This is a genomic window from Variovorax soli NBRC 106424, from assembly GCF_001591385.1.
Taxonomy (GTDB): Bacteria; Pseudomonadota; Gammaproteobacteria; order Burkholderiales; family Burkholderiaceae_C; genus Variovorax; species Variovorax soli.
This window is the reverse complement of the sequence record NZ_BCUU01000002.1, coordinates 126,553-140,949: the sequence shown is the minus strand read 5'-3', so window position 1 is coordinate 140,949 and position 14,397 is coordinate 126,553. Positions and strand designations below refer to the sequence as shown.

The 14,397-nt window shown below is 68.7% G+C and carries 15 protein-coding genes; 7 read left to right on the top strand and 8 right to left on the bottom strand.

What is annotated here, in order from left to right:
* On the top strand, positions 1 to 151 hold a 151-nt coding region (locus VSO01S_RS26585; RefSeq protein WP_245684077.1), incomplete at its 5' end, for a helix-turn-helix domain-containing protein.
* 48 nt (positions 152 to 199) lie between these two features.
* Here the strand turns inward: VSO01S_RS26585 and VSO01S_RS01405 are convergent.
* Positions 200 to 1,447: a hypothetical protein gene (locus VSO01S_RS01405; protein WP_068640007.1), complete on the bottom strand. Its 1,248-nt coding sequence runs from the start codon at positions 1,445 to 1,447 to the stop codon at positions 200 to 202.
* Positions 1,448 to 1,980: 533 nt separating this feature from the next.
* Entirely contained in the window at positions 1,981 to 2,796 is an 816-nt protein-coding gene (locus VSO01S_RS01400) for a TOBE domain-containing protein (RefSeq protein WP_068640006.1), read from the bottom strand.
* Between the two features lie 83 nt (positions 2,797 to 2,879).
* On the opposite strand from VSO01S_RS01400, the gene modA reads away from it, so the two are divergent.
* Genes modA through VSO01S_RS01385 form a run of 3 tightly spaced genes read left to right on the top strand, consistent with a single transcriptional unit; the run spans position 2,880 to position 5,030 of the window.
* Complete coding sequence (gene modA, locus VSO01S_RS01395; protein WP_068640005.1) at positions 2,880 to 3,647, top strand: molybdate ABC transporter substrate-binding protein; 768 nt, start codon at positions 2,880 to 2,882, stop codon at positions 3,645 to 3,647.
* A 28-nt stretch (positions 3,648 to 3,675) separates the two neighbouring features.
* Positions 3,676 to 4,329: a molybdate ABC transporter permease subunit gene (gene modB, locus VSO01S_RS01390; protein WP_068640004.1), complete on the top strand. Its 654-nt coding sequence runs from the start codon at positions 3,676 to 3,678 to the stop codon at positions 4,327 to 4,329.
* Positions 4,330 to 4,343: 14 nt separating this feature from the next.
* Positions 4,344 to 5,030 (top strand): ATP-binding cassette domain-containing protein, encoded by a 687-nt coding sequence (locus tag VSO01S_RS01385; RefSeq protein ID WP_068640003.1) that lies wholly within the window; start codon positions 4,344 to 4,346, stop codon positions 5,028 to 5,030.
* A 33-nt stretch (positions 5,031 to 5,063) separates the two neighbouring features.
* Here the strand turns inward: VSO01S_RS01385 and VSO01S_RS01380 are convergent, their stop codons facing one another.
* From VSO01S_RS01380 to VSO01S_RS01365, 4 genes are all read right to left on the bottom strand, one after another.
* Positions 5,064 to 5,447 carry a nuclear transport factor 2 family protein gene (locus tag VSO01S_RS01380; protein ID WP_068640002.1) on the bottom strand — a complete coding sequence of 128 codons (384 nt, stop codon included), beginning with the start codon at positions 5,445 to 5,447 and terminating at the stop codon, positions 5,064 to 5,066.
* A gap of 112 nt (positions 5,448 to 5,559) precedes the next feature.
* Complete coding sequence (locus tag VSO01S_RS01375; RefSeq protein ID WP_068640018.1) at positions 5,560 to 6,423, bottom strand: ABC transporter substrate-binding protein; 864 nt, start codon at positions 6,421 to 6,423, stop codon at positions 5,560 to 5,562.
* Positions 6,423 to 7,127: an ATP-binding cassette domain-containing protein gene (locus VSO01S_RS01370; RefSeq protein ID WP_068640001.1), complete on the bottom strand. Its 705-nt coding sequence runs from the start codon at positions 7,125 to 7,127 to the stop codon at positions 6,423 to 6,425. Before VSO01S_RS01370 ends, VSO01S_RS01375 begins: the two co-directional genes overlap by 1 nt.
* A 22-nt stretch (positions 7,128 to 7,149) precedes the next feature.
* Complete coding sequence (locus tag VSO01S_RS01365; RefSeq protein WP_068640000.1) at positions 7,150 to 7,890, bottom strand: ABC transporter permease; 741 nt, start codon at positions 7,888 to 7,890, stop codon at positions 7,150 to 7,152.
* Positions 7,891 to 8,007: 117 nt separating this feature from the next.
* On the opposite strand from VSO01S_RS01365, the gene VSO01S_RS01360 reads away from it, so the two are divergent.
* Positions 8,008 to 9,135: a substrate-binding domain-containing protein gene (locus VSO01S_RS01360; RefSeq protein WP_068639999.1), complete on the top strand. Its 1,128-nt coding sequence runs from the start codon at positions 8,008 to 8,010 to the stop codon at positions 9,133 to 9,135.
* Between the two features lie 7 nt (positions 9,136 to 9,142).
* Here VSO01S_RS01360 and VSO01S_RS01355 read toward each other — a convergent pair whose 3' ends face one another.
* Positions 9,143 to 10,438, bottom strand: coding sequence for an SUMF1/EgtB/PvdO family nonheme iron enzyme (locus VSO01S_RS01355; protein WP_068639998.1), 1,296 nt, complete (start codon positions 10,436 to 10,438; stop codon positions 9,143 to 9,145).
* Between the two features lie 238 nt (positions 10,439 to 10,676).
* On the opposite strand from VSO01S_RS01355, the gene VSO01S_RS01350 reads away from it, so the two are divergent.
* Complete coding sequence (locus tag VSO01S_RS01350) at positions 10,677 to 11,294, top strand: TRAP transporter small permease subunit (protein ID WP_068639997.1); 618 nt, start codon at positions 10,677 to 10,679, stop codon at positions 11,292 to 11,294.
* 24 nt (positions 11,295 to 11,318) lie between these two features.
* The gene (locus VSO01S_RS01345) at positions 11,319 to 13,193 is read left to right on the top strand and encodes a TRAP transporter large permease (RefSeq protein ID WP_068639996.1); all 1,875 of its coding nucleotides are present in this window, start codon (positions 11,319 to 11,321) and stop codon (positions 13,191 to 13,193) included.
* Between the two features lie 106 nt (positions 13,194 to 13,299).
* On the opposite strand, the gene VSO01S_RS01340 is transcribed toward VSO01S_RS01345, so the two are convergent.
* Positions 13,300 to 14,382, bottom strand: a complete 1,083-nt coding sequence (locus VSO01S_RS01340; protein ID WP_068639995.1) for a TRAP transporter substrate-binding protein — start codon at positions 14,380 to 14,382, stop codon at positions 13,300 to 13,302.
* Positions 14,383 to 14,397: the final 15 nt, after the last annotated feature.

Here is a 14,397-nt window from a genome sequence, read left to right as displayed (position 1 = left end):
CAAGCCGCGGCTGCGCGAGGTGGAGGGCGAACTGATTCGCCGCGCCGTCGACGAGGCGCGCGGCAACGTGGCCGAAGCGGCGCGGGCGCTGGGCATCAGCCGGGCCACGGTCTATCGCAAGCTGTGGCAGGCGCGGCGGCCCACTTCCTGAGTCGGTCGGGCCGGCGCGCCAGCTGGGACAGACTTGATGAGCGTCTCCCTAGGGGCCAATGAAAGCGTGCTCATGTCCATTGGCCACATGGCTGGTGCCGATCAGACGTCCGCCTCCAACACCAGTAACCCTGCTGCTCGGCCCACCCAGGGTGCCTCCATCGAAGAGTTGGCCGATGCCCCAGGAAAAGGCGTGCGATGCGCCACCTCCGACCTCCGAGACGCCGACAACAATAGGAACGATGGCACCCGTGAGGATGCCCACAGCCCTGCTGTTGAACCCGCCAGGCAGTACGCCGACATCGGCGAAACTGAGGTTGGGGGCTTGCCACGCATAACCATGCTCGAAGCCACTGGATGTGCGGAAAGAGCCGACGACAAGATTCCCAACCATGGCTGCGACCGTGCTCCTTGCGGATCCACCCGGAATGCTGGGCACGATGGACTGGACCGCAGTGCCGCCCGCAGCCCAATACACGGCCTGAGGCTCGTCGTTGGTGCCGGTGCAAGTGCCGGCGACTGCACCGCCGCCGTCTTCGATGGCCACCGCGCTGCAGTTGCTGTCGGCATTGGCAAGGGCATCGAGAACGGTCACCGCGTAGCTGCCTCCGTTGCCGGTGCGCCGCCAGAGCACCGCCCTCGACCGCACGGTGCCATTGGCACTCACGCTGCAAGTGCCAGCCACGAGCGGACCATTGAAAGCCACGGTCGTGTTGTCCAGGGCAACCGGCTCGCAAGTCACGGCATCGAGGCCTCCGTGCGTCAACGCTGTCATCAGGGGCAGCATTTCCGGAGCGGTCTGGCCGCCGGGCCAGATCACCGGCCGGATCTGGCCATTGGGAGAGATGCTGGTCCCGATGATCCAATCACTGTCGTTGATGGCCCCCCCGGTGGCAGCCACGTCTGGGAGCAGGCCCAGCAGGCCGGGGATGGGCGTCAGTGTGTAGCGCTGGAGGTTGGCCAGCCAGCGCAGCGGCACAAACTCGCCGGCGTCGTTTCTGCAATTGGCGGATACCGTGTTCTGGGTGTTGATGCCCACTGCCCTGCAGGTATTTTGAGATGTGGTGAGCAAGGTCTGGAACGCTTGGCCGAGGGGCTTGCGAACGGTCAGCGTGCGCCCCTGCGAGTCATCACAATGCGCGACTGCGGTGCCGCTGTTGTTGATGGCAACGCCGGAACAGGTGGTGCCGCCGGGCAGCAGGCCGATATCGGTGACCTGGGCTTGGACGCCAGGGCCGATCAGGCACAAAGCCGCGAAGAGTGCGAAGCACCGTGTTCGGTGGATGCGTGAGGTCATGGTCTAGCTCCCTGTGGTTGAACGGAACGCTCTGAAAATTTCGACTTTTGCTTCACGTGAATGGCCGAGCCGGCAGCTGGTGTCCGCCGGGGCAGTTGAGGCTGCCCGAACCCGGTCAATGGATCTGCCGCAGCTTTGGCGCAGTTGGCGTTGAGCGTTGCAGAGTGCGCGCGAAAGTCAGCCCCGGCGCATGGCGCGCGGCGCGTTGCCTGTACAAGAAACCGGTGGATTCGTGGCGGCTGCAGATGGCGCTTGCATCAGAGCCGCGGTCGCCGCGAGCGCGGCGGAAGACTGAAAGACGCCCCCTGCGGACATTGGAATGTCCCATTTTCGACCTCCCCTAGAGGCTTCGGCCTCTTTGGCCCGAATGCTCGTGGCAGACGGCTGGCCATGGCAATGGGGAATGTAAAAAACAGTGTCTGGGTCAATGGCGCGATACGAGACGCTCGCGGCGCGACTTATCTGCTACGTTAATTAACAATTTTGATGGGTTGGGTTGCAGTAAGTTGTCCCACGCTCTCACGCAGCGGCCATCATGTCCAGCCGCCCAGCGCCACGACGACCGACGATTCGTCGACCCAGGCCACCACGCGCTGCCGCACGCGCAGCCCTTCGGCTGGCGCTGCGAAGCCCACCAGGTGCAGGCCGGGCGCAAGGGCCAGCGTGATCTCGTCGCCGCTGTCGCCGCGCGCCACGCGGGTCACCGTGCCCTCGAGGCGGTTGACGCTTGCCTTGGAACTGCGCCCCGATTTCGCATCCGCGGCGCGCGCCACCTTCACCGCGGTGGCCTTGCACAAGGCGATCACCGGCAGCCCCGGCGCCAGCCCCAGCAATTGCACGCTCTCCTGCGTGATGCGGGCCGCGATGCGGCCTTCGCCGCCCAGCCCGAGCCACACCCGCGCGGCGGGACCGCTGCCCTCCAGTTGCTGCACCCGCGCGGGCAACTGGTTGCGCATGCTGGTGCGCAGCGCCAGCCACCCCAGGGCCGGACCGGCGCCCTGCTGCGATGAGGTTGGCTGCGCGGCAGCGGGCTGCTTGCCGGCCGCGAAGCGGGCCTGCACCTCGCGCCGCGCCGCCTCCATGGCGTCGGCCAGGGCCAGCAGTTCGCTGCCCTGCGGCGTCAGGGTCGCGCCGCCGCCGCCGGCCCCGCCCACGGCGCGCTCCAGCAATGCCACGCCCGCCAGGTTGCCCAGCGTGTCGATGGCCTGCCAGGCCGCCTTGTAGCTCACGCCCGCCTCGCGCGCCGCCTGCGAGATGCTGCCGGTGCGGCCGATGCCGCGCAGGATGTCGATGCGCTTGTCGGAGGCGCCGTGGCCCAGGGCGTCGAGGTAGCGATGGCGGGTGGTCATGGGGCGATTGTGCGGATTGTGCGGGGCGCTTTCGTCGGCTCGCTACACTAGCGCTATTCCAGTTTTGAATAGCGACAGACCCCATGCGCCAGACTGCGATCCGCTTGTTCTCCCGCCTGCTCCCGCCCCTGGCCGCCCTGGCGATGGCGTGGCCCGCCCATGCGCAGGACCTGGTGGTCTCCGCTGCCGCCAGCCTGACACAGGCCTTCCGCGACGTGGGCGCCGAATACGAGAAGGCGCACCCCGGGCGCAAGGTGGTCTTCAACTTCGCCGCCTCGGGCGCGCTGCTGGCGCAGATTCAGCAGGGTGCGCCGGTGGACGTGTTCGCCTCGGCCGACCAGCCCACCATGGACCGCGCCGCCGCCGCCAGGCTGCTGGCTGAGGGCACGCGCGCCGACTTCGCCCGCAATACGCTGGTGGTGGTGCTGCCCGCATCGAGCCAGCGCCAGCCCAGGTCGCTCGAGGACCTGGCCGCGCCCGACTTCCCGCGCATCGCCGCCGGCACGCCGGCTTCGGTGCCGGCCGGCAGGTACACCGCCGATGCCGTGGCCGCCGCGAGACTGGCCGATGCACTGCAGCCGCGCTGGGTGTTCGGCGAGAGCGTGCGCCAGGTGCTCAACTACGTGGCCCGGGCCGAGGTCGATGCCGGCTTCGTCTACCGCACCGACGCGCTTGTCGAGGCCGGCAAGACCCGCATCGCCTTCACCGTGCCCACCGCCAGCCCGGTCAGCTATCCGATCGCGCAGGTGGCGGCGAGCGCCCATGCGCAGGCGGCAAAGGACTTCATCGCCTTCGTGCGCGGCGCCTCCGGCCAGGCCATCCTGCAGCGCCACGGCTTCTCGCCGCCCTGAGGCCATCTTGAGTTCGCTGACCCCTGCCATGCTTCAGCCCCTCTTCCTCACGCTGAAGGTGGCGCTGCTGGCCACGCTGATCGCCGGTGCGCTGGGCATCGCGGCCGGCCATTGGATGGCCCGGCATCGCTTCGCCGGCCAGAACGCGCTCGACGCGGTGCTGGTGCTGCCCATGGTGCTGCCGCCCACGGTGCTGGGCTACTACCTGATCGTGCTGATCGGCCGCAACGGCGTGATCGGCGCATGGCTGGAGCAGTGGTTCGGCATCCGCCTGCTCTTCACCTGGCAGGGGGCGGTGCTCGCTGCGGCGGTGGTGGCCTTTCCGCTCATCTACAAGGCCGCGCGCGCCGCCTTCGAGGACATCGACGTGCGCTTCCAGCAGGCGGCCCGCACGCTGGGCGCCAGCGAGTGGGAACTGTTCTGGCGCGTGAGCCTGCCGCTGGCCACGCGCGGCATCGCCGCGGGTCTGGCCCTGACCTTTGCGCGCGCCATGGGCGAGTTCGGCGCCACGCTCATGGTGGCGGGCAACCTGCCCGGGCGCACGCAGACGCTGTCGGTGGCCGTGTACAGCGCGGTGCAGGCGGGCGACGACCCGCTGGCCTTCAGCCTCACGCTGGTGATCTCGGTGCTGTGCATCGTGCTGCTGGTGGTCGCCGGCCGCCTGCTCCAAGTGAAGCATTGAGAAGGAGAACCGGCATGCTCGACCTGCACCTTCGCCTTTCCCTGCATTCGGACGACCGCCACTTCGACCTCGACGTGGCGCTGCGCTCCGACAGCCCGCGCACTGCGCTGCTGGGCCCCTCGGGCGCCGGCAAGTCGACCGTGCTGCTGGCAATCGCCGGCCTGATCCCGCACGCGCACGGCCACCTGCGGGTGGGCGGCACCACCTTGCTCGACAGCGCCCGCGGCATCGACCTGCCGGCGCGCGAACGCGGCGTGGGCTTCGTGTTCCAGGACTATGCGCTGTTCCCGCACCTGAGCGTGGAGCAGAACCTGATGTTCGGCGTGCGCCGCATGGGGCATGCCATGCCGGTGGGCGCGAAGGAGCGCATCGCCGCGCTGCTGGCGCAGTTCGGCCTGGAGCAGGTGCGCAGCGCGCTGCCGCGGCATCTGTCCGGCGGCCAGAAGCAGCGCGTGGCGTTGGCGCGCGCGCTGGCCACGCAGCCGCGCCTGCTGCTGCTGGACGAGCCCCTGTCCGCGCTCGACCAGGACCTGCGCTCGCGCCTGCGCCACGAGATGGCGCAGATGCTGGAGCGGGTGCAGGTGCCCACGCTGCTGGTCAGCCACGACCCCGAGGACGTGCGGGTGCTGGCCCAGTCGGTGGTGCGCATTGCGGGCGGCCGCGTGGCCGGGGCGCAGGCGGTGTCGGCGGCGCTGGCCTGAAGCACAGGCCGGCCGCCAGAGCAAGCCAGCCCATCACGCAGCGGCGGGGACCTTGTCCAGGAAGCCGGTCACCGAATGCAGCCGCCCATCGGCCAGGCGCGCGAAGTCGGTACCCTGGATCAGGTCCTCGCTGGCCTCGGGGCCCAGCGTCCACGAAAAGCGCAGGTGGTCGCCGTGCGCATCGGGCTTGCCCAGCAGCTTGAAGCGAAAACCCGGAAAGCGCGCCTGCACCGCGGCGATCAGCGCGCTGATGCCTTCGGCACCGGCCGCGTTGGCGATCGGGTCGACGTAGCTCGCATCGGGCGTCCACCCATCGGCGAGCAACGCCAGGCGGCGCGATGCATCGGTCTCGTTCCACAGCGCGATGTAGCGCTGCGCGACATGGTCAGCCAACTGGGCTTGGGAGGTGGTGTTCATGGCGATTCCTTTCCTTGGGGTGGTTGCCGCCGGGCTTGGCGGGTGAAGGAATGGTCGCCGCGCGGGCGCCGCAAAGCCATGACGTGGGAGGTCATGGCCCGCGGCGGACGCATCACTTGGCGTTGGCGTTCGGGAAGAACAACTGCTCGCCGCCGATCTTGTAGGCCGCGATGCTGGCCTGGCCCTGCGGCGAGATCACCCAGTCGACAAACTTCTGTGCGCCCGCGGTGTTGCGATTGGGGAAGCGGGCCGGGTTCACCACCATCACGCCGTACTGGTTGAACAGGCGCTTGTCGCCCTCCACCACCACGGCCAGGCCGGCCTTGTTCTTGAACGACAGCCAGGTGCCGCGGTCCGACAGCACATAGGCGCCGCTGGATGCGGCGATGTTCAGCGCCGGGCCCATGCCGCAGCCGCATTCCTTGTAGCCGCTGCCTTTCTTGTCGCTGTCCAACGGCTGGCCGGCGTCGCCCAGACCTGTCTGCGACCAGAGGCGCCGCTCGGCCGCGTCGGTGCCGCTCTTGTCGCCGCGCGACACGAAGGGTGCGTTGACCGCGGCGATCTTCCTGAACGCGGCCACGATGTCGTTGCCCTTCACGCCAACCGGGTCCTTGGCCGGACCGACGAGCACGAAGTCGTTGTACATGACCGGGAAGCGCTTCACGGCATAGCCCTCGGCGACGAACTTCTCCTCGGCCGCGGTGTCGTGCACGAAGAGCACGTCGGCATCGCCGCGCCGCGCCATGTCGATGGCCTGGCCGGTGCCCACGGCCACCACCTTCACATCGACCTGCGTGGCCTTCCTGAAGTCCGGCAGCAGCTGCGAGAACAGGCCCGACTGCTCGGTGGACGTGGTCGAGGCCATGGTGATCTCCTCGGCGTTCACGGTGCCCGCCAGCAGCAGGCCGCCGAGCACCACGCCGCGCACCGACAGTTGCGTGCGCCAGCGTTTCCAGGCCGCGCGCTTCTTCGACATCATGCAAGTTCTCCTTTGACGAACAACATGGCTTCCTTGGGCAGGGCGCCGTAGAAAAAGTCGTACACCGGCAGGTCCGCCAGCACGCGGCCGTGCTCCAGGTAGATGACCCGTGTGGCCAGCCGCTTGACCTGGCCCAGGTTGTGGCTGGCGAAGATCACCGTGCGGCCGTCGGCCACCTCGCCGATGAGCGACTCCACCTCGCGCTTGGCCGTCGGGTCCAGGCTGGCGGTGGGCTCGTCCAGCAGCAGCACGGCCGGCGCCAGGGCCCAGGCCCGCGCCAGCGCCAGCCGCTGCTGCTGGCCGCCGGACAGGGTGCGCGCATTGCGGTGCGCGACATCCGCCAGGCCCACCCGGTGGAGCGCCGCCATGGCCCAGCGCTGCGCATCGCGCCAGCGGGCGCCGCGCAGCCACATCGCCAAGGCCGCGTTCGACAGCGCGCTGGCGCGCAGCATGTGCGGCCGCTGGAACAGCATGGCCTGCATGCGGGCCGGCGCCAGGCTGGCGAATTCGCCGGTGGCCGCCGGCACCAGGCCGTGCAGCAGCCGCAGCAACGTACTCTTGCCGCTGCCGTTGGCGCCCACCAGCGCCACACGCTCGCCGGCATGGATGGTGAGCGTCACGTGCGCGAGCGCATCGACGCGGCCGAAGCGCACGCCGGCATCGCGCAGCACGAACAAGGGGGCTGAAGGCGTGCGCGTCATCGCAGCACCCTTGGCGTTGCACTCATGCCAGCGCTCCCCGCCTGGCCGCCTGCACGGCGCCGCCGTCGGCCCGCTCGCGCCAGGCACGCAGCAGCGAGATGGCCAGGTTGAGCACCAGCACCACCAGCAGCAGCACCGTGCCCAGCGCCAGCGCCAGCGGCAGGTCGCCCTTGCTGGTTTCCAGCACGATGGCGGTGGTCATCACGCGCGTGAAGCCGTCGATGTTGCCGCCCACCACCATCACCGCGCCCACTTCCGACACGGCACGGCCGAACGCGGCGATGAGCACGGTGACCAGCGCATAGCGCTCGTCCCACACCAGCAGCACGGCGCGCAGCAGCGGCCGCGCACCCAGCGAGCGAAGCTGCTCGCCATGGGCGCGCTCGGCGTCCTCGATCACCTGGCGCGTGAGCGCGGTGACCACCGGCAGCACCAGCACCGACTGCGCCAGCACCATCGCCTTGAAGGAGAAGAGCCACCCGAGAAAACCCAGCGGCCCCGAGTTGGACAGCAGCAGGTAGACGACCAGGCCCACGACGACCGAAGGCAGCGCCAGCAGGGTGTTGAGCACGGTGAGCAAGGCGCCGCGCCCCGGAAAGCGCGCCACACCCAGCCAGGCGCCCGCCAGCAGGCCCAGCACGCAGGACAGCGCGCAGGCACAGGCGCTCACCAGCAGCGAGCGCAGCACGATGGACCACAGCACGGCATCGCCTGATACCAGCAGGTGCCAGGCGGCCACGAAGCTCTCGGCAAAGGTGTTCATGGGGTGGGTGTCTCCTTGGGGCCGCTCGAAAGAAACGACGCCGCAAGTATTGACTTGTGACAAATTGGACCTATGCAAATCAGTTCATAGGTTGGGCATGCTCTGCATAATCCGCCCGTGCAGCCCCAGCAGGTCGAACTCTCCTACGCCATCGCCGCCCGCAGCGCCGGTGCGCCGCGCATCCGCAACGCGCTGATGGAGATGCTGCAGGCGGTGCGCGACAGCGGCTCTATCTCGGGCGCGGCCCGCGCGCTGGGCCTGTCGTACCGCCACGTGTGGGGTGAGCTCAAGCGCTGGGAAGGACTGCTGGGCCACCGCCTGGTGGCCGGCGATGCGGGCCAGGCGGCGCAGCTCTCCGAATTCGGCGACAAGCTGCTGTGGGCCGAGCGGCAGGCGCAGGCGCGGCTGGCCGCGCAGATCGAGGCGCTGCATGCCGACCTCGAACGCGCCTTCGCCCTCGCCTTCGACGACAGCACGCACGTGCTGAGCCTGCAGGCCAGCCACGACGACGCGCTGGTGGCCCTGCGCACGCACGCCGCGGCCACCGCGCAGGTGCACCTGGACATCCAGTTCAGCGGCAGCGTGGATGCGATCCGCGCGCTCAACCAGGGCCGGTGCGTGATGGCCGGCTTTCATGCGCGCGAGCGCCCGCCCATGGGCTCGCTCGCGCAGCGCACCTACAAGCCCTTGCTCAAGCCGGGGCAGCACAAGGTCATCGGCTTTGCACGCCGGGTGCAGGGCTTGATGGTGGCGCCGGGCAATCCACTGGCGCTGCACGGCCTGGCGGACGTGGCGCAGCGCCAGGCCCGCTTCGTCAATCGCGCTTTGGGCACCGGCACCCGCGTGCTGCTGGACGAACTGCTGGCCGACGACGGCCTGCTACCGCGCGGCCTCCAGGGCTACGACCGCTGCGAACCCTCGCATGCCGCCGTGGCGCATGCCATTCAGTCAGGCCAGGCCGACGTGGGCCTGGGGCTGGAATCGGCCGCGCGCGGCGCGGACCTGGACTTCGTGCCGCTGGTGCAGGAGCGCTATCACCTGGTGTGCCTGAAGACGGCGCTCGACCAGCCCGCGACGCAGGCGCTGCTGGCCGTCCTGCGCAGCGCCGCCTGGCAGCACCAGCTGGGCACCCTGCCCGGCTACCAGGCCGTGGCCAGCGGGCAGGTGCAGTCGCTGCGCGCGCTGCTGCCGTGGTGGACCTTCAAGGCCGACAAGGCCATGGCTGCCGAGGCGGGCACCGCCTGAAGATCACCTAGATCGCGCAGGTCCGGAAACCCACGAACATCTCGTCGCGTGCCGGCAGGGCAAAGCCACGCCAGCGCATCGAGCGCAAGCGGGCGCGCGTGGCAAAGGACGCGCCGCGCAGCACGCGCGCCTGGCCGAAGGCCGGCTGCGGATCGAATTCGCCGCCCGCGCTCCACGGGTCGGTCTTGAAGCCCGGCCACGCACGCAAGGTACCGGCCGTCCACTCCTGCACTTCGCCCCAGCGAAAACCGCGGCGGGCCGCGCCGTGCGCGGCGATTTCCCATTCGGCCTCGGTGGCCAGCCGCCGCCCGGCCCAGCGGGCCCACGCATCGGCCTCCCACCAGCTCACATGCATCGCGCTCTGCTGGCCGGCCGCACGCGTGGCGACACCGAAGCGGCGCTGCAGCACCGAGCCGCCAATGCCCTGGTGCGCGGCCCCGATCTGCTCCACATGGCGCGGCGCACGGCGGCCTTCGGCCTGCAGCCAGGCCCAGCCCGCGGGCGACCACATCTCTTCGCGGTCGTAGCCACCGTCGTCGACGAATTCGACGAACTGCTGCCATGTGACGGGCTGCGCATCGATCTCGAACTCGGGAACGTTTTCTTCCAGCGCGCCGCATTCCTGCGCGAACGCGAAGCCGCTGCCCTCCCTCGCATCGAGGCCCAGGCGCCAGCGCGTGGCGGGCATCAGAAGCGGGTCGCGCGTCGCGCCGGGCGGCGGCAGTTCCGCGCCCAGCGACAGGCCCAGCGTCTGCGCCATGACGATGAGCTGCTCGCCGCGCAGGTCTTCATGAAAGAGCGCCAGCCGGTAGAAGTACAGGCCCGCGTCGGTCTCGGCCGCGCGCTCCAGCAATTCCAGCGTGCTCTCCAGCGTTTCGAGCAGGTAGGCCTTGGTGGCGGCCAGGTCGGGCAGGTCCGGCGACCAGCGCTGATGCGGCGAGCGCTGTACCGGGTTCCACCAGGCATCGGCCATGGGCTCGATGGCCGCCAGGCGCGTCGGCCGGGCCGGGCAATCGATGCCGAAGGCGCGCTGCGTGTTGCGGGCGATCCACCATTCGGCAAACCAGCCGATGTGGCCGGCCAGCCAGGCGGGCGGCATCAGCTGCGGGCCTTGCGGCACTTGCACCAGGCCTGCCTTTTCCATGGCCTGCTCGTACAGGCCGAGCAAGTGCAGCGTGTGGTTGCGCGCGTCGATCAGCGCCAGCGACAGCAACTCGCGGCCGGCGCGCCGCATCTCGGGCGAGTCGATGGAGGTGGGAATGCCGGACGCAGCGGGCGCTTGGCCCGGTTGGTTGGGGGGCATGCGGTCATTATGCGAGGCGGCGGCCTTGCGGCCGGCCGTGGCGCATCGGACAGCGCCAGGCGGCACGGCCGATCACCGGGTCCAACAGCGTAGGGATTTTCCCGTAGTACCCCTCTCCGGGAGCCATGCCCTGGGCCGGTAAAATTCGGTCACACACCCACACCCGGTCGCCCTGTCCAAAAGACATCAGGCCCGGGTGTGTTTGCGTGGAAAGCACAACTACCTGGAGCAACACGGCATGAGTGCCCTCTTGAAGCTATCCCGGGCCATCGACTGGCTCAACGCCCTCATCGGCAAATGGTCGATCTGGCTCATCCTGGGCTCGACGCTGATCAGCGCCCTCAATGCCATCGTGCGCAAGGTCTTCAACACCAGCTCGAACGCGTACCTGGAAGTGCAGTGGTACCTGTTCGCCTGGTCCTTCCTGCTGGCCGCCGGCTTCACGCTGCTGCAGCGCGAGCACGTGCGAATCGACGTGGTGAACAGCCGCCTGTCCAAGCGCACGCAGATGTGGATCGACATCCTGGGCTTCGCACTGTTCCTCACGCCCATGTGCCTGGCGGCTCTGTACTTCGTCTGGCCGGTGCTGGTCGAGAAATACGTCTCGGGCGAAATGTCGGGCAACCCGGGCGGGCTGATCCGCTGGCCGGTGTGGATTGCGCTGCCCATTGGCTTCGGGCTGCTGATGCTGCAGGGCTGGTCCGAGCTGATCAAGCGCGTGGCCTTCCTGACGGGCGACGGCCCGGATCCGACGATCAAGGCCGATGAAAAATCGGCCGAGGAAGAACTGGCCGAGGTGCTGCGCAAGCGTGCCGAGGAAGAAGAAGCAGCGGCGGCCCCTGCCGGCGCGCGATAAAGAGGCGGAGACAGAAAGAACCCCATGGAATTCATCGCCTCCAACTTTGCCCCGATCATGTTCGCGGGGCTTATCGTTTTCCTGCTGCTGGGCTTTCCGGTGGCCTTCAGCCTGGGCGCCTGTGGCCTGTTCTTCGGCTTTGTCGGCATCGAACTGGGCGTGTTCCCGTCCTCGGTGCTGGCCTGGCTGCCGCAACGCCTGATCGGCATCCTGGCCAACGACACGCTGCTGGCCGTTCCGTTCTTCACGCTGATGGGGCTCATACTGGAGCGAAGCGGCATGGCCGAGGACCTGCTCGACACCGTCGGCCAGGTGTTCGGCCCGATGCGCGGCGGCCTGGCGCTGGCCGTGGTCTTCGTGGGCGCCCTGCTGGCCGCCACCACCGGCGTGGTGGCCGCCTCGGTGATCTCGATGGGCCTGATCTCGCTGCCCATCATGCTGCGCTATGGCTACGACCGGCGCATGACCAGCGGCGTGATTGCCGCCTCGGGCACGCTGGCCCAGATCATCCCGCCCTCGCTGGTGCTGATCATCATGGCCGACCAGGTCGGCCGCAGCGTGGGCGACATGTACAAGGGCGCCTTCATCCCGGCCTTCATCCTGGTGGGCTGCTACGTGATCTACATCGTGGCGCTGGCGATCTTCCGCCCTGCCGCGGTGCCGGCCCTGCCGCCGGAGGCGCGCATCTACCGCGAGCCCAACGGCAGCAGCGGCTACATGTCGCTGCTCATCCTGATGGTGCTGTCCTTCGTGGTGGCCATCGTGCTGGCGCAGAACATGGCCGCAGTGCACACCTGGTGGCAGGGCAAGCTGGTCGAATCGGTGCCCACCGACGAGAAGGTCGTCACCGCCGCCTGCGGCGGCGCCTTCGTGGCCTTCATCATCGCCTCCATCAACAAGCTCACCGGCATGGGGCTGCTGTCGCGCCTGGCCGAGCGGGTCACCTTCGTGCTGATCCCGCCGCTGCTGCTGATCTTCCTGGTGCTGGGCACCATCTTCCTGGGCATTGCCACGCCGACCGAAGGCGGCGCCATGGGCGCGGTGGGCGCACTCGTCATGAGCATGGCGCGCGGCCGGCTGAACATGCACCTGCTGCGCCAGGCGCTGGGCACCACCACCCGCCTGGGCAGCTTCGTGATGTTCATCCTGATCGGCGCGACCATGTTCAGCCTGGTGTTCCAGGCGGCCGACGGCCCGATCTGGGTGGAGCACCTGCTGCGCAACCTGCCCGGCGGCCAGGTGGGCTTCCTGGTGTTCGTGAACGTGCTGATCTTCTTCCTGGCGTTCTTCCTGGACTACTTCGAGCTCTCGTTCATCGTGGTGCCGCTGCTGGCACCGGTGGCCGACAAGCTGGGCATCGACCTGATCTGGTTCGGCGTGCTGCTGGCGGTGAACATGCAGACCTCGTTCATGCATCCGCCCTTCGGCTTCGCGCTGTTCTTCCTGCGCTCGGTGGCGCCCGACAAGCCCTATGTGGACCGGGTGACCAAGAAGGTGATGGACCCGGTCACCACCATGCAGATCTACCGCGGCGCGATCCCCTTCGTGCTGATCCAGCTGTTCATGGTGGGCGTGCTGATCTTCTTCCCCAACCTGGTGACGGGCAACCTGGACAAGGTCGAGAAAGTGGACCTGAAGGCGGTGGGCGAGCAGATGCGCGACAGCCTGAGCCCCGAGAGCAGCGGCGACAGCTACGGCTCCGATGCAGGTTACGGCAGCGACGAGCAGAAGGCACCCGAAGTGCCCGCGCCGGGCGCCGATGCGGCGACACCCTCCGCGCCCGCCGCCGAGTCCCCGGTCGCGCCGGCGGCCGCGGGCAGCGATGCCGGCCAGGGCGACGACCCGATGAAGGCAATGCAGGACGCGCTCAAGGAGGGCGAGCAGAAGGCGAAGCCCTGAGGCTCGCCATCGCTGGGAGGGCCGGCAGCGGCCCCTCCAGCGGAAATGAAAAAGCCGCCTCGAGGGCGGCTTTTTCATTGGCGGGCCGGCAAGGCCCGCGGCTGCATCAGATCTTGACGCCGTTCATATACTGGTTGAACGGGTACTCCGAGAAGCGGTTCCACAGGATCTGGTCGCGCTGGAAGGCGCGCATGTCCTGGTGGATCTTCTTGAACTCGGGCGACTTGGCCTCATGCTCGGCGAACACTTCCATGCAGGCCTTGAAGCCGGCGTCCATGACGGCCTTGGGGAAGGCCTTGAGCTGGGTCTTCTCGGCCACCAGCTTCTTCAGCGCCACCGGGTTCACGGCGTCGTACTTCGCGGTCATGTCCGTGGCCGCGACTGCCATGGCAGCGTTGAGGATCGCCTTGTTCTCGTCCGACAGCTTGGCGTACTGCTTGTTGTTGATGAAGAACTCCAGGTCGGCGCCGCCTTCCCACCAGCCGGGGTAGTAGTAGAAGGGCGCCACCTTGTTGAAGCCCAGCTTGGCGTCGTCGTAGGGGCCGACGAACTCGGCTGCGTCCAGCGTGCCCTTCTCGAGCGACTGGTACACGTCGCCGGCCGGCATGTTCTGCGACACCACGCCCAGCTTGGCCATCGCCTCGCCGAACACGCCGCCGCCCATGCGCATCTTCAGGCCCTTGAGGTCCTCGACGGTCTTGATTTCCTTGCGGTACCAGCCGCCCATCTGCGTGCCGGTGTTGCCGGCGGTGGCGGTGTGGAAGTTGTACTTCTCGAAGAAGGCGTCCAGCAGCTTGCGGCCGTTGCCGTATTGCTTCCAGGCGGTGTTCTGGCGCGCGGTCAGGCCGAAGGGCACGGCGCAGCTGAAGGCGAAGATCGGGTCCTTGCCGGTGAAGTAGTAGGCGGCCGACTGGGCCATCTCGATGTTGTCGCCCTGCAGCGCATCGACCACGCCGAAGGCGGGCATCAGTTCGCCGGCGGGGTGGACCGTAATTTCGAAGCGGCCGCCGGACAGGGCCTTGACCGTCTTGGACAGCATTTCGGCGCTGCCGAAGATGGTGTCCAGCGAACGCGGGAAGCTGGAAGCCAGGCGCCAACGCACGGCGGCCTGCGCATGCACCGCGGGGGCGATGCCGGCGGCCAGGACGCCGGCGATGCCAGCGTTCTTGATAAGGGAACGACGATCCATTGAATTCACTCCGGG